13 protein-coding genes are annotated in these 19,816 nt (G+C 71.3%); 11 read left to right on the top strand and 2 right to left on the bottom strand.

All coding sequences use genetic code 11. The features are described from left to right. Nucleotides 1-31: 31 nt before the first annotated feature. The 5 genes from VLY81_RS13595 (at nucleotide 32) to iolB (ending at nucleotide 6,014) form a co-directional block, all read left to right on the top strand. Nucleotides 32-1,357 carry a family 4 glycosyl hydrolase gene (locus VLY81_RS13595; protein WP_324668763.1) on the top strand — a complete coding sequence of 442 codons (1,326 nt, stop codon included), beginning with the start codon at nucleotides 32-34 and terminating at the stop codon, nucleotides 1,355-1,357. A 21-nt stretch (nucleotides 1,358-1,378) separates the two neighbouring features. After that, nucleotides 1,379-2,137: a DeoR/GlpR family DNA-binding transcription regulator gene (locus VLY81_RS13590; protein WP_324668761.1), complete on the top strand. Its 759-nt coding sequence runs from the start codon at nucleotides 1,379-1,381 to the stop codon at nucleotides 2,135-2,137. 61 nt (nucleotides 2,138-2,198) lie between these two features. Continuing rightward, the gene (locus VLY81_RS13585) at nucleotides 2,199-3,068 is read left to right on the top strand and encodes a pectate lyase (protein ID WP_324668759.1); all 870 of its coding nucleotides are present in this window, start codon (nucleotides 2,199-2,201) and stop codon (nucleotides 3,066-3,068) included. 31 nt (nucleotides 3,069-3,099) lie between these two features. Beyond that, nucleotides 3,100-5,148, top strand: coding sequence for a Cgl0159 family (beta/alpha)8-fold protein (locus VLY81_RS13580; protein ID WP_324668758.1), 2,049 nt, complete (start codon nucleotides 3,100-3,102; stop codon nucleotides 5,146-5,148). A 53-nt stretch (nucleotides 5,149-5,201) separates the two neighbouring features. Continuing rightward, nucleotides 5,202-6,014, top strand: a complete 813-nt coding sequence (gene iolB / locus VLY81_RS13575; protein ID WP_324668756.1) for a 5-deoxy-glucuronate isomerase — start codon at nucleotides 5,202-5,204, stop codon at nucleotides 6,012-6,014. Nucleotides 6,015-6,068: 54 nt separating this feature from the next. On the opposite strand, the gene VLY81_RS13570 is transcribed toward iolB, so the two are convergent. Further along, nucleotides 6,069-7,070: a dihydrodipicolinate synthase family protein gene (locus VLY81_RS13570; RefSeq protein ID WP_324668755.1), complete on the bottom strand. Its 1,002-nt coding sequence runs from the start codon at nucleotides 7,068-7,070 to the stop codon at nucleotides 6,069-6,071. 149 nt (nucleotides 7,071-7,219) lie between these two features. Between VLY81_RS13570 and VLY81_RS13565 the strand changes: the two genes are divergently transcribed. From VLY81_RS13565 to VLY81_RS13540, 6 genes are all read left to right on the top strand, one after another. Continuing rightward, nucleotides 7,220-8,308, top strand: a complete 1,089-nt coding sequence (locus VLY81_RS13565; RefSeq protein ID WP_324668754.1) for a LacI family DNA-binding transcriptional regulator — start codon at nucleotides 7,220-7,222, stop codon at nucleotides 8,306-8,308. 318 nt (nucleotides 8,309-8,626) lie between these two features. Next, nucleotides 8,627-12,070 carry a maltose alpha-D-glucosyltransferase gene (gene treS / locus VLY81_RS13560; protein WP_324668753.1) on the top strand — a complete coding sequence of 1,148 codons (3,444 nt, stop codon included), beginning with the start codon at nucleotides 8,627-8,629 and terminating at the stop codon, nucleotides 12,068-12,070. Continuing rightward, nucleotides 12,006-13,214, top strand: coding sequence for an exo-beta-N-acetylmuramidase NamZ family protein (locus VLY81_RS13555; RefSeq protein ID WP_324668752.1), 1,209 nt, complete (start codon nucleotides 12,006-12,008; stop codon nucleotides 13,212-13,214). Before treS ends, VLY81_RS13555 begins: the two co-directional genes overlap by 65 nt. Before the next feature lie 149 nt (nucleotides 13,215-13,363). Continuing rightward, nucleotides 13,364-13,906, top strand: coding sequence for an NADH-quinone oxidoreductase subunit NuoE family protein (locus VLY81_RS13550; protein ID WP_324668751.1), 543 nt, complete (start codon nucleotides 13,364-13,366; stop codon nucleotides 13,904-13,906). Continuing rightward, nucleotides 13,887-15,809 carry an NADH-quinone oxidoreductase subunit NuoF gene (locus VLY81_RS13545; protein ID WP_324668748.1) on the top strand — a complete coding sequence of 641 codons (1,923 nt, stop codon included), beginning with the start codon at nucleotides 13,887-13,889 and terminating at the stop codon, nucleotides 15,807-15,809. Before VLY81_RS13550 ends, VLY81_RS13545 begins: the two co-directional genes overlap by 20 nt. Continuing rightward, on the top strand, nucleotides 15,809-17,578 hold the full coding sequence (locus tag VLY81_RS13540) for a [FeFe] hydrogenase, group A (protein WP_324668747.1): 1,770 nt from the start codon (nucleotides 15,809-15,811) through the stop codon (nucleotides 17,576-17,578). Before VLY81_RS13545 ends, VLY81_RS13540 begins: the two co-directional genes overlap by 1 nt. Here the strand turns inward: VLY81_RS13540 and VLY81_RS13535 are convergent. Continuing rightward, entirely contained in the window at nucleotides 17,575-19,815 is a 2,241-nt protein-coding gene (locus tag VLY81_RS13535; protein ID WP_324668746.1) for a glycoside hydrolase family 3 C-terminal domain-containing protein, read from the bottom strand. The genes VLY81_RS13540 and VLY81_RS13535 overlap by 4 nt on opposite strands. Between the last annotated feature and the right edge of the window lies 1 nt (nucleotide 19,816).

Raw genomic sequence — 19,816 nt, 5'->3', positions numbered from 1 at the left:
TGGCCGCGAGCCGCTGGAAGGAGGAGGCTGGGTGCGCACGACACGGATCTGCATCGTAGGCGGCGGCAGCTACAACTGGGGCCCGACGCTGTTGAAGGACATCGCCTCCAAGAAAGAGGTGCTCGACGGCACCGTGGTCCTTCACGACGTCGACCCCGTCGCCCTCGACGACATGGCGCGGCTCGGCCGCAAGATCATGGAGCAGGCCGAGGCGGGCTTCGCCGTCGAGGCGACGACCGACCTGCGCTCGGCACTGGCCGGCGCCGAGTTCGTGGTGGTCACCATCACCACCGGCGGCCTCGAGACCATGGCCTGCGATCTGGAGATCCCGTTGAAGTACGGGGTGTATCAGACGGTAGGCGACACCGTGGGTCCCGGCGGGCTGAGCCGGGCGCTGCGCAACATCCCGCCCATGCTGGAGATCGCCCGCGCCATGGAGGCGGTCTGCCCCGATGCCTGGCTCATCAACCTGACCAACCCGATGTCCACCCTGACCCGAGCCATCGCCTGCTCGACGCGGATCAAGGTCGTGGGGCTGTGCCACGAGGTCGACAGCACGCGGGCCACCTTGCTGCGGATGTTCGGGGCACGCCCGGACGAGCTGGAGGCACTGGTGGCCGGCATCAATCACCTCCCCTGGTTCGTGCAGCTGCGGATCCAGGGCGAGGACGGCGTGGAGAGGGTCCGCCGGCACGTCGCCGAGGGGAGGCCCATCCCGCTCAAGCCCGACTTCGAGGAGCGATCGCCCTTCCAGGACCACTGGAAGGTGAAGCTGGCGCTCCTGGACGTGGTGGGCTACCTGGCCGGGGCCGGTGACCGGCACGTCGCCGAGTTCTTCCCCTACTTCCTGAAGGAGCAGACGCGCTTCGGGGCGGACTACGACGTGGAGATGACCCCCATCGACCTGCGCCGGCGCCGCACCGAGGCCCACCGGGAGCGGGTGCGGGCCTGGTTGCGGGAGGGCGAGCGGGTGCCGCTGGGGCGCTCCAGGGAGGAGTTCTCCGACATCATCGCCGCGCTCGAGGGGGTCAGCGAGCCGGTGCGAACGGTGGTCAACCTGCCCAACGTCGGCCAGATCGCCAATCTGCCCCGCGACGTCATCGTCGAGACGAGCGCGGTGGCCGGGCCGACCGGGATCCATCCCATCTCGGTGGGCGAGCTTCCCCTCCCCATCCTGGCGAGCGTGTACCCGCACGTCATCAACCAGGAGATGACCGTCCAGGCCGGCATTCGGGGCGACCGCAAGCTGGCGTTGCAGGCCCTGATCAACGACCCGCTGGTACGCGACCCGGCCTCGGCGAGATCCATGCTCGACGAGCTGTTGCGTGCCAACGCCCGGTGGCTGCCTCAGTTCTGACGGTGCATGGGAGGCGAGTCCGTGCTGGTGACGCAGCGCCAACAGCGCATTCTCCACAACGTCCGGGAGCACGCGGGGGCCTCGGTGGAGGACCTCTCGAGCGCTCTCGGCGTCTCGCCGGCGACCATCCGCCGGGACCTGGTGCGGCTGGAGGAGATGGGGCTCATCCGCCGCGTGCGGGGCGGGGCCATGCCGCTCGCCCAGGACGGCGTGCTGCCCCTGCCGGAGAGCCGGGAGGGCCACCGCGCGCAGGAGAAGCGGCGCATCGGCGCCGCGGCCGCCGCCATGGTCAAGGACGACTCGGTCATCATCATCGACGCCGGCACGACCACCAAGCAGATGGTGCATCATCTCGCGGCCCGGCGGGGCTTGACGGTCATCACCCGCGACCTGCGGATCGCTCTCGCACTGGCCCAGTATCCGCACATCCACTGCGTCTTCCTGGGGGGCAGCGTCCGGCGCAGCGCTAGCACGGCCGGCACCCTGGTGCTGCGGTTCCTCCAGCAGTTCCATGCGGACCAGGTCTTCCTCGGAGCCCTGGGCATCTCGCTGGAGGAGGGCATCTGGACCAGTGACCTCGAGGAGTCCCTGGTCAAGCTGGAGAGCATGCGCCGCAGCCAGCAGTGCGTCATCCTGGCCGACAGCACCAAGCTGGGGAGGTCTGGAGGGGCCCTCGTCGCGCCGGTCTCCGAGATGGACGTCCTGGTGACCGACATGGAGGCGGACCCCCAGGTCGTCGAGCAGCTGACCCGCTGGGGCGTGACGGTGGTGCGGGCGTAGCGGACCCGAGGAGAGCAAGGGAGGCTGACCGATGCGTGCGGTTGCGAGGTGGCTCTGTGTCGTGGCCGTGTCGGCACTGCTGGTGAGCGGGGTCTCTGCGCCAGCAGCGCTGGCCACAACCGACGGGGGGCCCCGGATCGTGAGCGCCTCGCGCACCGGGGCGGAGACCATCGAACTTGTCCTGGAGGGCGTGGTCGATGGTCTCGACTCACACGCAATCACCGTACAGGCGCCGACCACACCGTGGTTCGGCGTGTTGCGAACCCAGCAGCCCGATCCCGGCTTCGTCGAGGTGCCCGTCCTCCATCGCTCGGTGGTGGATCGAGACGGAGCGACCATCGTTACCCTAAAGATCGGTGCCCTGCCCCCGCCGCCCCGAGATCTCTCGTCGATCCCGTGGTACACCGGCACGTATCAAACGGGGGACCTGACCCGCGACATCCAGCAGGCCGACGCACTTCTGACATGGCAACTCCACGGCGGTTGGAGCAAGGGCATGGAGGAGCAGTACAAGCGGCCGTGGGATGGAGCGGAGCCGTCTCCGTCGGCAGAGATTCAAGAGGCCATACGTGGCGCTCTGGCGTGGTTCGAGCGAGCCAAGGTGCCGGATACCAGGTACGTGCGACGGGACCCCCAGGAGCAGTACTTCTACCACGAGCCTGGCAGCGTCATCTGGTATCGCTTCTACGACCTGCGAACCAACGAGCCGATCTTCTCGGGCCGTGACGGAGTCGTCAAGCGCGACATCCGGGAGATCGAGAAGGAGCGTCGAGAGGGCTACGCCTGGGCTACCACCAAGCCGCGGGCGCTCCTGGAGATGGCGCGCAGCCTCGGTTACTACGAAGGCAAGCTCTTCGTGGAATTGAGCGGGATCTCACGGGGCGAAGCATGGAGAGACCGAGTCGCCATCGAATGGTCTCCGGAGTCGTGACCGGTGCATCGCAGCAGGAGAGGTGACACTCGTGGCGTTGGAGCGCAACCCGGTGACCGTCGTGCACTGGATGGTCTTTCCCGGTCCGGGGAGCACCCGGTCGGTGGCGCGGGGAGAGGCCCCCGCCTCGTACGTGCTGCGCACCGTCGAGCAGGTGCTGCGGGATCCCTACTTCGGCGGCATCGAGGTGACCCGCATCAAGGACCCGGACGTGCGCCGGCAGGTGCGCGAGATGGCTATCCGCTACGGCAAACGCCTCTACTACGGGGCGCAGCCCGTGCAGCTCGTCAACGAGGAGCGATGGATCCCACCCACCGACATCGCCAGTGCCAACGAGGTCCACCGGCGGCAGGCCGCGGAGCGGCTCCTGCGCTGCGTCGACGAGGCGTACGAGCTGGGGGCGGTCTCGTTGAGCCTGCTCAGCGGCCGCGACCCGGGCGACTCGCCGGGCAACCGGCTGCGTCAGGAGGCCACCGAAGCCCTGGTGCGGTCCCTGGCCGAGATCTGCCGGTACGCCCGGGAGCGGGCCGAGGCCCTCGGGCGCGAGCCCCTGTGGGTAGTGCTGGAGAGCTTCGACCGCCGCACCGAGCCCGGCTTCCGCAACATGCTCATCGGCCCGTCGACCGAGGCGCTGGCCGTGGCTCGGATCGTGCGCGCCCATCTGGGCCACTTCAACTTCGGGCTGCTCTACGACCTCTCCCACATGCGGCTGCTCAAGGGGCCCGGCGACGAGGAGGAGACGCCCGACGCGATCCGGCTGCTCGCGCCGTTCCTGGTCCACGTGCACATCGGCAGCGCGGTGCTGGATCCGGCAGATCCTCTGTACGGCGACAGCCACCCTCGGCTCGACTATCCCGCCAGCGCCATCGGCGAGGAGCAGCTGGCGGGCTTCCTGTCGGCGCTGGTCGACGTCGGCTACCAGGGCCCCATCGGGCTCGAGGTCGTGCCTCGTCCGGGCGAGCTGTCGGAGGCGGTGTTGACGAGCACCCGTGCCCTCTACGACGTCGCCCGGGAGCGACTGGACGTCAACTACACCCTGGGCTCGTTCTACTGGCACACGCGCCGGTTCTTCACGGACGAGCTGTGGCAGGTGCTGGCCGAGAGCCGGGTGCGACGAGCCGAGCGCGTGGAGGAGGCCGCCCGGGCCCGTCGCCGCCCCGATGGCCTGACCCCCGCCGACGGCAGGCTGCTGGTGCTGGCCGCCGACCACCCCGCACGGCGCGTCACGTCGGCCGGCGACGATCCGGTGGCCCTCGGCGACCGCCTGGAGTACCTGGGCCGCATCCTGCGTGTGCTGAGCAGCCCCCTCGTCGACGGCGTCATGGCGACCCCCGACGTCGTCGATGAGCTCCTCCTGGTCGACTGGCTGGTCAAGCAGCACGGGCACCAGGGGTTGCTGGACGGGCGCCTGATCGTGGGCTCCATGAACCGCTCCGGCCTGGCCGGGGTGGAGTACGAGATGGAGGACCGCCTGACGGCCTTCACGCCCGAGGCCATTCAGGCGCGGGGGCTGGATGCGGGCAAGCTCCTGCTTCGCATCGACCCGGGCCCCTACTCCCGCTACTCCATCCAGACCATGTCCTACGTGGCCCAGGCGGCCAGCAGCTGCCGGCGACTTGGTCTGCCGGTCTTCCTGGAGGTGCTGCCCGTCGAGCGCGTCGAGGGCCGCTACCGGGTGCGCCTGGAGACCGAGGAGATGATCCGGGCCGTGGGGGTCGCCGCGGGGATCGGGGAGGCGACCGACCGGTTGTGGCTCAAGATCCCGTACGTGCCCGACTTCTACCGGGTGGCGCGGGCCACCACCCTCCCCATCCTGCTCCTGGGGGGCGAGGTGCTCGACAGTCCGGTCGGCCTGCTGGAGGACTTCGAGCGGGGCATGGCCGAGGGCCCCAACGTCCGGGGGGCCATGGTGGGCCGCAACGTGCTCTTCCCGGGGCGTGACGACCCCAGGGCCGTGGCGGAGGCCATCAGCCTCATCATCCACCAGCAGGCGACGGCCGCCGATGCCGTCCGCCATCTCGTGCAGACCCGAGGAGCCGAGGAGCGCTTCCTGGTGGAGCGCCTGTCGGCGGCGCCCTGAGGGCCGGAGGCCGAGCGCCCCCGACCGTCCGTTGCGAAGGGAGCGAAGCCATCATGCAACGGCTCGACCTGCACCGCAGACCGCCCCAGACGCCCGGATTCGTGCCGGTGGTGCGGGCCGGGGAGGGGTTGCGTCACCTCTCCTTCGGCCTACTGCGGCTGGGGGCGGCCGAGCGGCACCGGGTCGGCTCCGACGGCGAGGAGCTGGCGCTGGTGCTGATCGAGGGCCGCGTCCGGCTGCACGGGCACGGGCTCGAGGGGAGGGAGCTGGGGCCCCGCCCGAGCGTCTTCGAGGGACGAGCCGGCGCCCTCTACCTGCCGCCGGGGGAGCAGGTCGAGCTGGAGGCGCCGGAGCCCTGCCATCTCGCCGTCATCGGCTCGCCGGCCGCCCGAGGGAAGGGTGCCGGGGCGGTGGTCGTCACGCCCCAAGACGTCCGGGTGCAGCATCGCGGGCGCCCGGGCTTCGAGCGCGAGGTGCACGACATCATCGACGAGCGCGTGCCGGCGCAGCGGCTGCTGGTCGGCGAAACCTTCAATGGTCCAGGCCAGTGGTCCAGCTATCCGCCCCACAAGCACGACGAGGCGATTCCCGACGTCGAGATCCCGCTGGAGGAGGTCTACTACTTCCGCGTCGAGCCGCCGCAGGGCTTCGGGGTGCAGGTGGTCTACAGCCCGGCGCGCGGCGTCGAGGCCTGCTACCGCATCGTGGACGGCGACGTCACGCTGCTGCCCTTCGGATACCACCCGGTGGCGGCAGCGCCGGGGTATCGGGTCTACTACCTGTGGGCCCTGGCGGGTGAGGAGCGGGCGCTGTGCTTCCACGACGACCCGGCCCACGCGTGGGTGCACGAGATGCCCGTCTCCTGACGGGAGGCGGTGCGGGGCGGCCGTGCGCCCCAGGGCGCGACGGCCGCCCGTCGGTCAGCTCCCCGCCGGGCGCTGCCGATGGGTCACGTCCTGCAGGGTGGCGAGCAGGCGCTGCAGCCGGGAGGCGATCTCCTCCAGGACGGCCCGGTCCGACTCCGGCCGCCTCGCTCCCCGCGGGTGCGGCGTGTCGGACGGGACGAGCCCTCGCAGGTGCAGGAACTGCGCGGCGGAGTGCTTGTAGGCCGGCACCGGGGGCCGGAACGCGAACTGGCCCAGGTATTGCAGCACGTCGTTGAGCTCGAAGAAGCGGGCGTCCCCCGTCTCCCACAGGGTGTCGCGGATGGCGAAGGCATCGGGTGCGAAGGCAGCGAGCCCCAGCAGGTAGTCGCTGCCGTACATGACCATGTCGATGGCCAGGTCGTTGCCCGTGTAGATCCGGAATCCTTCACGCACCTCGTTGCGCAGGGCCAGCCGTCTCCACTCGAGTCGCCGGCTCAGGGACGAGTGCTTGAGGCCCGCGAAGGCCGGAAGCTCCAGCACCTCCCGGAACAGCTCGTCGGGGAAGAGAAAGCCGGCCCCCGAGAAGGCCGGGCTCAACTCGAAGGCGAGCAGCGGGCCGCCTCCGGAGGCCACGCGGCGAAAGACGGCGCGCTGCTCGGTCACGTCCAGGGCCTTGAGCCGGGGGCTCGGGAAGAGGATGGGCGTGCCGCCCAGCTGCCGGATCTCGTCGGCTCCCCGCCGGTAGGCGTCGCTAAGGTCCGCCGACTGGGGATCCACGTACACCCCCGCGATGAACGGCCGACCGGAGAGGACCTGCGCCGCCCTGCGGAGCAGGTCGTGTCGCTGCGCGGGCGTGAGGAGCTCGCCGTAGCCCGTGTCCATGTTGACCGCCGGCGTCAGGCCCTGTCGCGAGACGAAGGCGACCATCTCGGCGAAGGCGTCGGGGTCCGGCGTCCCATCGGGGCGGTGGGGCAGCAAGACGGCCGCGGCGCCGTGGATGCGGCGACCGCGGGCGATGAGCCGCTCCACGTCCGCAAGCGAGAGGTGCTCGACCACGCTGGGGTCCCCCCTCCGAGGCGGCGGCTGCCGGAGCGAAACGTTTCGTTCCCTGATTCGGCGGTGGAGAACGCTCTCCTGCCGGCGCGGAGGGGAGGCCGGGTCGCAGGTTGAACCTGTCGCCCGGCGAGGAGGCGGATCGCACGAGCATGGGCGAGCCGCGCCCGGGCCTCCGGCGCGTCACCATCAAGGACGTGGCACGCCTGGCAGGCGTGTCGGTCACCACCGCGTCCGTGGCCTTGCGGCGCAGCGCACCGGTCAGCGAGGCGACCCGCCGGCGCGTGGTGGAGGCGGCGCGCGCCCTCGGATACCACCCCAACCGTCTGGCCCGGACGCTGGTGCTGCGCCGCTCGACCCTGGTGGGGCTGCTGGTGCCGGACATCGCCGACCCGTACTTCCATGAGATCGTCAAGGGGATAGAGTCCGAAGTCTCCCGCCACGGCTTCAGCGTCGTGCTGTGCGACACCGATCGGTCGGCCGAGCGACAGTCACGGTACGTGACGGAGCTCCGGGAACTGCAGGTCTCCGCCGTCATCGCCCTGGGGGCGGAGGAGTACGGCGAGGATGGGCTGCGCCCGCTCCAGGAGGCGGGCGTGCGGGTCGTCCTCATCGGCGGCACCATCCCGGGGGTGGCGCGGGTCCGCATCCGCAACGACGAGGCGGCGAGACTGGCCACCGAGTACCTGCTGAGCCTGGGCCACCGGCGCATCGCCTTCGTCGCGGGCCCCGAGCGCAACGAGGCCGCCCGTGCGAGGCTACGGGGGTATCGCCGGACGCTCCAACTGGCGGGCACGTGGGAGCCGCGCCTGGAGCTGCCGGGCACCTTCGACGTCGCCAGCGGGTACGAGGCCATGTACGGCCTGCTCGCCTCGCCCCCCGAGGGGCCCACGAGGGAGCGCCCCACCGCGGTGCTGGCCTGCAACGACCAGATGGCCATCGGCGCGCTGCAAGCCGCGCTCCGTGCCGGGGTGCGCGTGCCCGGGGAGATGGCCGTCATGGGGATCGGCGGCATCCCCCTCACGGCCCAGATGCATCCGGCGCTCTCCACCGTCGGCCTCCCGCTGCGGGAGATGGGTCGGGTGGCGGGGGAGTACGTCTGCACCACCTCGGAGTGGCCACCCGGGCGGGAGATCCTGGCCGAGGTCGGCGTCCCGCACGCGCACGGCGGGCCGGTTGCCGTGTCCGTGCTCCCCATCCGGCTCCTGCCCAGGCAATCGACGGCGCCACCGATGAGGTGACGAAAGCCCAGGCTTGACGGCGCGTCTGGATGACGTCGCTTCACCTTCCCATCGAGGCGTGCGCCTGGCCTCGCTCGCCCGGACGGGCGGCGAGTCGGGGCGGTATCGGCTCGAGGGAGTCTCGCACCTCCCCGTGAGGGGCGGCCCGGCGAGGTCTGGCGCCGGCACACCGGCGTGCTATACTGGCGCTGGCCCGGGAGGCCGGGGACGCCACGACGCAGCCCAGAGGCCACGGCATGTCGCGAAACCGTATCGGCATCAGGCGCAGCGAGCGACGGACCGGCACGCGCCGCGCCAGCTAGAGGGGGAGATGGGGGCGTGGCCGCTCGCTCCGTCGAGCCCGTGGCGCTCGACGACGATCCGCTCTGGTACAAGGACGCCGTCATCTACGAGGTGCACGTCAGGGCCTTCTACGACAGCAACGCCGACGGCATCGGCGACTTCCAGGGCCTGACCCAGAAGCTGGACTACATCCAGTCCCTCGGCGTCACCACCATCTGGCTGTTGCCCTTCTACCCGTCGCCGCTCAAGGACGACGGCTACGACATCGCTGACTACTTCGGCGTGCACCCCGCCTACGGCACCATGCGAGACTTCGAGGCCTTCCTGCGCGAGGCCCACCGGCGGGGGCTGCGGGTGATGACGGAGCTGGTCCTCAACCATACGTCGGACCAGCACCCGTGGTTCCAGCGATCGCGGCGGGCCCGGCCGGGCACGGCCTGGCGCAACTTCTACGTCTGGAGCGACACGCCCGAGCGCTACCGGGAGGCGCGGGTCATCTTCCGGGACTTCGAGCCCTCCAACTGGACCTGGGACCCGGTGGCGCGGGCCTACTACTGGCACCGCTTCTTCGCGCATCAGCCCGACCTCAACTACGACAGCCCCCACGTCCGCAAGGCCATGTTTCGGGTCGTCGACCACTGGATGCGCCTGGGCGTCGACGGGATGCGCCTCGACGCCATCACGTACCTCTACGAGCGGGAGGGCACCACCTGCGAGAGCCTGCCCGAGACCTTCGCCTTCATCAAGGAGCTGCGCCGCTACATCGACGCGCGCTACCCCTCCCCCCGCCGGGTGCTGCTGGGCGAGGCCAACCAGTGGCCGGAGGACGCGGTGGCCTACTTCGGCGATGGCGACGCCTGCCACATGATCTTCCACTTCCCCCTGATGCCGCGCCTGTTCATGGCGCTGCACATGGAGGACCGCTACCCCATCGCCGACATCCTCGAGCAGACGCCGCCCATCCCCGAGGTGTCGCAGTGGGCGCTCTTCTTGCGCAACCATGACGAGCTGACGCTGGAGATGGTGACCGACGAGGAGCGCGACTACATGTACCGGGTGTACGCGCAGGACCCCCAGGCGCGCATCAACCTGGGCATCCGTCGCCGCCTCGCTCCGCTGCTGGGCAACCACCGCCGCAAGATCGAACTGATGAACGGGCTGCTCTTCTCGCTGCCGGGGACGCCGGTGGTCTACTACGGCGACGAGATCGGGATGGGCGACAACATCTACCTGGGTGACCGCAACGGCGTGCGCACCCCCATGCAGTGGAGCGCCGACCGCAACGCCGGCTTCTCCCGCGCCAACCCCCAGCGGCTCTACCTCCCGGTCATCATCGACCCGGAGTACCACTACGAGGCGGTCAACGTCGAGGCTCAGCACAACAACCCCCACTCGCTGCTGTGGTGGATGCGGCGGCTCATCGCCCTGCGCAAGCGTTACAAGGCGCTGAGCCGGGGGAGCCTGCAACTGTTGAACCCCGAGAACCGCAAGGTGCTCGCCTTCGTGCGCCGGTACGGCGACGAGCGGGTCCTGGTGGTCGCCAACCTGTCGCGGTTCGTGCAGTACGTGGAGCTGGACCTGTCGGCTTTCCGGGGACTGGTTCCGGTGGAGATGTTCGGCCGCACCGAGTTTCCGCCGGTGGGCGGCGGCCCGTACGTCCTGACGCTGGGCCCCCACTCCTTCTACTGGTTCTCCCTGGAGCCGCCCCGGGTGCCCGAGATCCGCGCGGGAGAGCCGACCGTGGCCGCTGCGGCGCAGCTGCCCGCCCTGCAGGTGCGCACCCGGTGGGATCGGGTGCTGGCGGAGCCGGCCCGGGCCGGGCTGGAGAGTGCCCTGGCCGACTACCTGCGCGTGCGGCGCTGGTTCGTCGACCGCCGCCGCATCCGGTCGGTGGGCATCGTGGAGGCGGTGCCTCTCTCCGACGGCGAGACGCGGGGCTGGCTGGTCCTGGCCCGGGTCCAGTACACCGAGGGCGATGCCGAGACGTACCTGGTGCCCCTCGCCTTCTCCGAGGGAGAGGCCGCGGCCGACGCGATGGCGCGCTTCCCCCATGCCGTCATCGCTCGCCTCGACGTGGTGGACGAGTCGGGCGTGCGGGAGGGCGTGCTCCACGACGCGCTATGGGATGCCGGCTTCTGCCGCGAGCTGCTGGATGCGCTGGTCCGACGGCGGCGCATCAAGGCCGCGGGCGGCGAGCTCGTCTTCTGGACGTGCCGGGGCGGTCGGCAGATCCCGTCCGACGCCGCGTACAGCCTGGAGCCCTCGGTGCTGCAAGTGGAGCAGAGCAACACCTCCGTACTGTTCGGCGATCGCATGATCCTCAAGCTCTTCCGCCGGCCCGGAGACGGGGTCAACCCGGAGCAGGAGGTGCTCCGCTTCCTCGACGAGCGCACCGACTTCGACCACATCCCGCCCCTGCTGGGAGGGATGGAGTACCGCCGGGAGGGCGGCGAGCCCTTGACGCTGGCCCTGCTGGAGGGGTTCGTCCCGCACGGCGGAGAGGATGCCTGGGGATACACCCTCGACGCCATCCATCGCTACCTGGAGGCGCTGATGACCGGGCAGCCCCACGCGCCGGCGCTGGAGTCACCCGGTCGTAGCCTGATGGAGGTGGCGCGGGAGCCCGTGCCGGAGCCGGTGGCGGAGGCTCTGGGCCCGTATCTGGAGGCGGCGCGCCTGTTGGGGCAGCGCACGGCGGAGCTGCACCTGGCCCTGGCCTCGGCGCCCGATGACCCGGCGTTCGCGCCCGAGCCCATGTCGGCGGATCACCAGCGCTCCCTCTATCAGACGGGGCGCCGCCTGGCGGCGCGGGTGCTGGAGGAGCTGCGCCAGCGGCGGGGCGAGCTGGATGCCGAGGCCGTCCCGCTGGCGAAAGCGCTCCTCGACGAGGAGGCCGAGCTGATGGGCCGGTTGCGGGCCGTCATGGGGCCGCGGCCCGACGGCCTGCGGATCCGCTGCCACGGCGACTACCGGCTCGAGCAGCTGCTGTACACCGGCCGCGACTTCGTCATCATCGACTTCGAGGGCGATCCGACCCGCTCCATGAGCGCCCGGCGCCTCAAGCGCTCGCCCCTGCAGGACGTGGCCGGCATGCTCCGCTCGCTCGAGCGGGCCGCCGACGTGGCTCTGCGCGGCCAGCTGGCCATGGGCGTCGCCCGGCCCGAGGACCTGCCGTGGCTGGCCCGGCGGGCGCAGGCGTGGAGCCAGCACGTGGGGGCGCTCTTCCTGGGAGCCTACCTGAGGGCGACACAGGGGAGCCCGCTTCTACCGGCCTCGCCCGCGGACGCCGCGGTGCTGCTCGACTTCTTCCTGCTGGAGCGGGCGTTGCAGGAACTGGCCGCCGACCTGGACCATCACCCGGAGCAGGTCGTCATCTCGCTGCAGGGCGTCCTGCGGCATCTGGGAGGCGATGGGCGTGGGCGAGACGGGCGGGAGGCGGCGGGTCGAGCGCCGTCGGACGGGGGTCCGCAACGGGATTGACGTCCTGCTCGAGCAGCAAGCCGCCTTGTTGAAGGGCCGACGGGTGGGTCTCATCACCAATCCGACGGGGACGACCCGCACCCTGCGCAGCACCGTGGAGGCGCTCCTGGAGGCCGGCGTCCAGCTTCGGGCCCTGTTCGGCCCGGAGCACGGCGTGAGGGGGGCGCTGCAGGACGCGCTGCCGGCCGATGACTTCGTCGACGAGCGCACGGGGATCCGGGTCTACAGCCTCTACGGTCGCACGTTGCGGCCCCAGCCGGAGATGCTGCGGGACCTCGAGGCGCTGGTCTTCGACATCCAGGACGTGGGCGTGCGATTCTACACCTACGCCTACACCATGGCCTACTCCCTGCAGGAGGCGGCCCGCCACGGGCTCGGCTTCGTCGTGCTGGACCGGCCCAACCCCATCACCGGTGTCCGTGTGGAGGGGGCGACGTTGGAGCCGGGCTTCGCCTCGTTCGTGGGCGACTACGGGCTGCCGTTTCGCCACGGGCTGACCATGGGCGAGCTGGCCCGCTACGTCGACGCGACGCAGGGGTGGGGCGCGGCGCTGCACGTCGTCCCCGTGGAAGGGTGGCGGCGGGCCATGTGGTTCGACGAGACCGGGCTGCCGTGGGTGATGCCGTCGCCCAACATGCCCACGCTGGAGACCGCCACCGTCTATCCCGGCACGGTGCTCTTCGAGGGCACCAACCTGTCGGAGGGCCGGGGTACCTGCCGGCCGTTCGAGATCATCGGGGCTCCCTGGCTCACCTCCGAACGCCTGGTGCGGGCGCTGTACGCCAACCTGGAGGCGGCCGGCGTCGAAGGGGTGCTGGTGCGGGAGCTCCACTTCATCCCCATGTTCGACAAGCATGCCGGGCAGCTGTGCCGGGGATGGCAGGTGCACGTGGTGGACCGTGACGCCTACGAGCCCGTCAAGGCGGGCATCGTCTTGCTCAAGACGGTGCGGGACCTTCACCCCGAGGCCTTCGAGTGGCGGCGATTCGGTGATGGCACCTACGGCGTAGACCGGCTGGCCGGCACCGACGCCTTGCGCAAGATGGTGGATCGTGGGGCTCCGCTGGACGAGATCCTCGATCGCATGAGCCAGGGCACCCGGGCGTTTGCAGAGGCCCGCCTGCCGTACCTGCTGTACGCGTGAGGCTCCGGAGGGCGGCCCGGCCCGCGTCGCCCGGGGAGGCGAGTGGGACGACGTGTGTGTCCCGAGTGGGTGACATTCGTCCCTCTCGGCGCAGGACCCCTGGCCATAGCGGTCGTGGGCCGTCAGCGCGCAGAATGGTCCGGGAGGTCGTGAAAGTGCCCGCGAGCGCGAATCTGCCGACCAGCTCCAATGGGCGTCCTTCCGGCCACCGCTGGCTGTGGAGCCCCAGCTCGCCGGAGCGTCCCAGCATCATCCCTCTCCTGCAAGAGGTGCAGGCACGCCTCGGCTACCTTCCTCGCGACGAGGTGGTCAAGGCCGCGGCAGCCTGCGGCATGAGTGTGACCCAGGCCTACGCCGTGGCCACCTTCTACAACTTCTTCCGGCTGAGGCCGCCCGGCCGGCACACCATCCGCATCTGCCGGGGGACGGCATGTCACGTGCGAGGCTCCGCTGCCCTGCTGGACCACGTCGAGCATCTGCTGGGGGCGGGCGACGGCGAGACGACCGAGGACGGCGACTTCTCCGTCGAGACCGTGGCATGCCTGGGGTGCTGCAGCCGGGCGCCGGTGGTGGTGGTCGACGAGACCGTCCACGGTCGGGTGGGCCGTCAGGAGTTGACCCGGCTGATTCGCCGGCTCCGCTCGGGTGTGGCCGCGCCGCGGAGGGAGCGCCATGAGCACGACGCCCGTTGAGATCCGAGTGGGGGCCGGCAGCTGTGGCCTGGCGGCCGGCGCGGGGCAGGTGGTGGAGGCCCTCCGCCGGGAGCTCGAGCGGGCGGGCGTGCGAGCCCGCGTCAAGACCGTGGGCTGCATCGGCATGTGCGAGCGGGAGGTGCTGGTCGACGTCCGGCTCCCGGGACGGCCCGCCCTCACCTTCGGCTCCGTCACCCCGGCGTCGGCATCTCGTCTGGTCGCGACGTACGTGGCGGGCGGGATCGTGCCAGACGACCTGCTGGTGGGCGTGGCCCTGGGGGAGCCCGAGGGCGAGGTCCGGGCTCCGGTGGGGCCCCCCGGCCACGACGGACAGGCCCGGTCCCCCTCCGAGACGGGAGACGGGGCTGCGGCGGCCGGCCTGCGGCGTCTGCCCCGGGTCGACGAGCTGCCGCTGATGCGCAGGCAGCGTCGCATCGTGCTGGCCAACTGCGGGCGGATCGACCCCTGCGACATCGACGAGTACATCGCCTCGGGCGGCTATGGGGCGCTGGAGCGGGCCATCCGATCGATGACGCCTCGAGAGGTCATCGACGAGATCGAGCGGGCCGGTCTGCGAGGGCGAGGCGGCGCGGGCTTCCCGACGGGGCGCAAGTGGCGGCTGGCTGCCATGCAGGAGGATCCGGTGCGCTACGTCGTCTGCAACGCCGACGAGGGCGATCCGGGCGCCTTCATGGATCGCAGCGTGCTCGAGGGCGACCCCCACCGCGTGCTGGAGGGGATGGCCCTCGCCGCTTACGCCGTAGGGGCCCGACGGGGATTCGTCTACGTCCGGGCCGAGTACCCCCTGGCCATCGAGCGACTGCAGCGGGCCATCCTCCAGGCCGAGGAGCGGGACCTGCTGGGCTCCCGCATCCTGGGCAGCGACTTCGCCTTCACGGTGGAGATCCGCATCGGAGCCGGCGCCTTCGTCTGCGGGGAGGAGACGGCGCTCATCGCCTCCGTGGAGGGCGGCCGCGGCATGCCCCGTCCCCGGCCGCCCTACCCGGTGGAGTCGGGGTTGTGGGGCCATCCCACCGTCATCAACAACGTCGAGACCCTGGCCAACGTGCCGGCCATCATCGCCCACGGCGCCGACTGGTTTCGCACCATCGGCACCGAGGGGAGCAAGGGCACCAAGGTCTTCGCCCTGACGGGGGAGGTCGTGGACAGCGGCCTCATCGAGGTACCGATGGGCGTCACGTTGCGGGAGATCGTCTACGAGATCGGGGGCGGCATCGAGCAGGGCAAGCCCTTCAAGGCGGTGCAGATCGGGGGGCCGTCAGGGGGGTGTTTGCCCGAGAGCCTGCTGGACACCCCCATCGACTACGAGTCGCTGGCCCGCACGGGCGCCATGATGGGTTCGGGCGGGCTCGTCGTCATGGACGACTCCAAGTGCATGGTCGACGTGGCGCGCTTCTTCCTCGACTTCCTGCGCAAGGAGTCGTGCGGCAAGTGCATCCCCTGCCGGGAGGGCACGACCCGGCTCTACGAGCTGTTGGAGCGCATCGTGGCGCCGCCGGGGGGACCCCGCAAGATGCATCCACGCCAGGCGGAGGAGCTGCTGGCCTCGATCCAATCCCTGGGGCGGGTGCTGAGGGCCACGGCCGCCTGCGGCCTGGGGCAGACGGCGGCCAACCCCGTGCTGAGCACCTTGCGCTACTTCCGTGACGAGTACCTGGCCCACCTGGTGGAGGGGCGGTGCCCTGCGCGCCGGTGCACCGCGTACCTGGCCTACCGCATCGACCCGTCCGCCTGCACGGGGTGCGGTGCGTGCGTGCAGGCATGCGTGCAAGGGGCCATCGTGGGCGAGAGACGTCAGCCCCACCGCATCCTCAGCGACCGCTGCGTGCGCTGTGGGGCGTGCCTCGAGACCTGCCGGTTCGGCGCGGTGGAGGTGGCCTGATGGGGACGACCGAGACGGTCCGCCTGACGGTGGACGGCCGTCCGATGGAGGCGAGGGCCGGACAGACCCTGCTCTCGGCCCTGCGAGCGGCGGGGTACGAGATCCCCACGCTCTGCCACCTGGAGGGCCTGCCGCCCTTCGGCGGCTGTCGCCTCTGCGTGGTGGAGCTGGCGGGGTCCGGGCGCTTGGTGACGGCCTGCACCCAGACGGTCGCGGAGGGCATGGAGATCCAGACCAGCTCGCCGGCCGTGCGGGAGGCGCGCCGTCAGGTGCTGGAGCTGTTGCTGGCCGATCATCCCCAGGCCTGCCTCAGCTGTGCGCGCTCCGACGACTGCGAGCTCCGGGTCCTGGCGGCTCGGTGGGGGGCGCGGGTCGGCGCCTACGTCGGCGCCCGGCGCAAGGCACAGGACGAGGCGCCCGACGTCTCGAGCGAGGTCATCGTGCGCGACCCGGGCAAGTGCATCCTCTGCGGCCGGTGCGTGCGGGTCTGCCAGGAGGTGCAGGGGATCGGGGCCGTCGACTTCGTGGGCCGGGGCTTCGACGTGACCGTAGCCCCCGGCTTCGGGGCCTCGCTGGCCGAGTCGGGCTGCGTCTACTGCGGCCAGTGCGTGCTGCGCTGCCCGGTCGGAGCCCTCTACGAGCAGGACCACGTCGAGCGGGTCTGGCAGGCGCTGCACGACCCGTCGACCCGGGTGGTGGCGCAGATCGCACCTGCCGTCCGGGTCTCGGTGGGAGAGGCTTTCGGCACGGCGCCGGGGGCCCCCTTGACCGGCCAGATCGTGGCTGCGCTGCGCTGGCTCGGCTTCGACTATGTCTTCGACACCAACTTCGGCGCCGACCTGACGGTGATGGAGGAGGCCGCCGAACTCCTGCGGCGACTCTCGGGCACGGGCCCGAGGGAGCCCTTGCCGCTGCTCACCTCGTGCTGCCCCGCCTGGGTCAAGTACCTCGAGCACTACTTCCCCGAGCGCCTGGCGCACCTCTCCACCTGCCGGTCGCCCCACGAGATGGTGGGAGCGGTCGTCAAGCAGCACTTCGCTGCGAGGGCGGGCATCGACCCGGAGCGTCTCTTCGTGGTCTCCATCATGCCGTGCACCGCCAAGAAGTTCGAGGCCCGACGGGAGGAGCTGGGCGGCGCGGTCGACGCCGTGCTGACCACCCGCGAGTTCATCCGGATGCTCCGCCAGGCCGGCCTCGACGTTACCCGACTGGCGCCCGAGCCGATGGACCCCTTGCTGGGGCAGAGCACGGGGGCGGCCGTCATCTTCGGCGGCAGCGGCGGGGTGGCCCAGGCGGCCCTGCGCACCGCGTACCACATGGCGACGGGTCAGGATCTGACGCCCGACGCCCTCGAGTGGACGGAGCTCGGGGCGGGCGGAGGCATCCGTCGGCTGGACGTGGCTCTGGGCGACCGGGTGCTGCGATGCGCCATCGTCGACGGCCTGAGGGCCGCGCGGGCTCTCCTGGAGAGCCCCGAGTTCGAGCGTCTCGACTTCGTCGAGGTGATGGCGTGCCCGGGCGGCTGCGTCGGGGGTGGGGGCCAGCCCCGGCCCGCTGCCGGCGAGGCAGGCAGCGTGGAGGCCCGGCTGGCCCGGGCGTCGGCCCTGGCGGGCATCGACCGGGCCAGCCCGCTGCGATGTGCGCACCACAATCCCGAGGTACAGGCCCTCTATGCGGAGTGGCTGGGCTCACCGGGGAGCGAGCGCAGCCACAGGGTCTTGCACACCCACTACCGGCCCCGCGCGGTGCCCGTGGCGAAGGCCGGCTAGCCTCGGAGTGCGGCGACGACCCGACGGATGGCCGACTCGTCCAGCGCTCCCTGGCTCAACAGCGACAGCTTCTTGAGCGGGAGCTCCCACAGGAAGGACGTGGGAGGCTGGCCCGCCAGCCGCCCGAACAGCTCGGGCGGAAGCGCCCGCTCGAGGGCGAGCCGCCCGGCGGGATGCTGCATCCAGGCCCGCACCGTCGACTCCTCGTCGAGACGCGTCTCGGCGTGCAGGCCTTGGGTCAGCTCGACCGTGGCCTGCACCCGGATGTCACGGGAGGACGCGCCTACCAGGATGTCGTAGAGGCCTGGCTCGGCCACCCAGGCGCGGCGGGCGGGGTCGTAGTAGGCCAGGTCCAGGGCCGTCAGCACGAAGCGCACGGGACGTGACTCTCCCGGGGCCAGGGCCACCTTGTCGAAGCCCTTGAGCTCCTTGACCGGCCGGGCCACCCGGGCCTGGCGCGGGCCGACGTAGAGCTGCACGACCTCCTGGCCGGCCCGCTCGCCCGTGTTGCGCACCCACAGCGTCACATCCAGCGACTCGTCGGGCCCTATCGTGGAGCGGCTGAGGGCGAGCGGCCCGTACGCGAAAGTCGTGTACGACAGGCCGTGACCGAAGGGGAAGAGCGGCTCGACGTCCCTGGCATCGTAGTAGCGGTAGCCGATGAAGACCCGCTCGCCGTACCGCACGTGCCCGCCCTCGCCGGGGAAGTCGAAGAACGCCGGCGTCTGCTCCAGGCGTGTCGGGTAGGTCTCGGCCAGCTTGCCCGACGGATTGACCCGCCCCAGCAGGACGTCTACCGCCGCCGCCCCTGACGCCTGCCCGGCGAGGCCGGCCAGCAGCACCGCCGGCACCTGTCCGACCCAGCCGGCCATGTCGACCGGGGCGCCATTGTGCAAGACGACCACCGTACGGGGCTGGACCCTGGCCACCTCCCGGATGAGGGCCACGTGGCCCTCCGGCAGCGCCATGTCCTTGCGATCGTAGCCCTCGGACTCCACCCCGTCGGGCAGGCCGACGAAGACCACGGCCACGTCCGCCACGCGGGCCGCGTCGACCGCCGCGCGCAGCAGCGCTGCGTCCCGGCCTCCGTCTTGACGATAGCCCTGGTGATAGCTCACGCTCACTTCGGGCGCAACCTCGCGCCACGCCTCCAGGGCGCTCTCGGTGCGCGTGGGGTTGACCCGAGAGCTGCCCCCGCCCTGAAACTGAGGGGCGGCCGCCATGCCTCCCAGCAGGGCGACGGAGCGGTGCCGATCGGGTTGGAGGGGCAACAGCGCACCTTCGTTCTTGAGCAGGACCATGCAGGCCGCCGCCGCCCGGCGGGCCAGCCGGTGATGGGCGTCGACGTCTACCGGCGGGGCCGGGTTGGAGGGCGACGTGACCTTCTGCACCAGGGTGAGGATGCGCTCGACGGCTCGATCCAGCACAGCCTCGTCGAGCTGCCCGGTGCGCACCGCCTCCACGATGCGAGCGTCGTTGGCCGGCGACGGGCCGGGCATCTCCAGGTCCAGGCCCGCGGCCAGGCCCGCCACCCGATCCTCGACCGCACCCCAGTCGGAGACCACCAGGCCATCGAAGCCCCACGCCTCCCGGAGGACCTCCGTCAGGAGCCATCGATGCTGGGAGGCGTAGACGCCGTTGAGGCGGTTGTAGGAACACATGACGCTCCAGGGACGCGCCTTGCGGATGACCCGCTCGAAGACGGCCAGGTAGATCTCGCGCAACGTGCGCTCGTCCACCACGGCGTCGACGGTCATGCGATCCGTCTCCTGGTTGTTGGCCGCGAAGTGCTTGACGCAGGCGCTCACCCCGGTGGACTGGAGGCCCTCCACGTAGGCCGCGGCCAGCTCCCCCGCCAGGTAGGGATCCTCGGAGAAGTACTCGAAGTTGCGCCCGCATAGAGGCGTCCGCTTCATGTTGACCCCGGGCCCCAGCAGGACGTGGACCCCGGCGGCACGCGCCTCGGCTCCGAGCGCCTGCGCCACCTCGCGCACGAGCTGGCGATCCCACGAGCAGGCCATGGCCGATGCGGTCGGAAAGCACGTGGCCGGTACGCTGGGGCCCCCCAGCTCGTCCTCCCGGACCGGGCGCCGGAGCCCGTGGGGGCCATCCGAGAGGACGATGGACGGGATGCCGAGTCGCTCGACGGCCTCAGTGCGCCACGCCGTGGCGCCGGAGCACAGCGCGGCCTTCTCCTCCAGGGTCAGCTGGCGGACCAGCTCTTGGACGGGCTGCATG

Source organism: Limnochorda sp. LNt (genome assembly GCF_035593265.1).
In the GTDB taxonomy this organism is placed as follows: Bacteria; Bacillota; Limnochordia; order Limnochordales; family Geochordaceae; genus Geochorda; species Geochorda subterranea.
This window is presented reverse-complemented; position numbering and strand designations above follow the sequence as displayed.

Coding starts and splice junctions, on each gene's coding strand:
- VLY81_RS13545 (WP_324668748.1), top strand. CDS start 13,887: ATGAGCACGACGCCCGTTGAGATCCGAGTGGGGGCCGGCAGCTGTGGC.
- VLY81_RS13565 (WP_324668754.1), top strand. CDS start 7,220: ATGGGCGAGCCGCGCCCGGGCCTCCGGCGCGTCACCATCAAGGACGTG.
- VLY81_RS13540 (WP_324668747.1), top strand. CDS start 15,809: ATGGGGACGACCGAGACGGTCCGCCTGACGGTGGACGGCCGTCCGATG.
- iolB (WP_324668756.1), top strand. CDS start 5,202: ATGCAACGGCTCGACCTGCACCGCAGACCGCCCCAGACGCCCGGATTC.
- VLY81_RS13535 (WP_324668746.1), bottom strand. CDS start 19,815: ATGCAGCCCGTCCAAGAGCTGGTCCGCCAGCTGACCCTGGAGGAGAAG.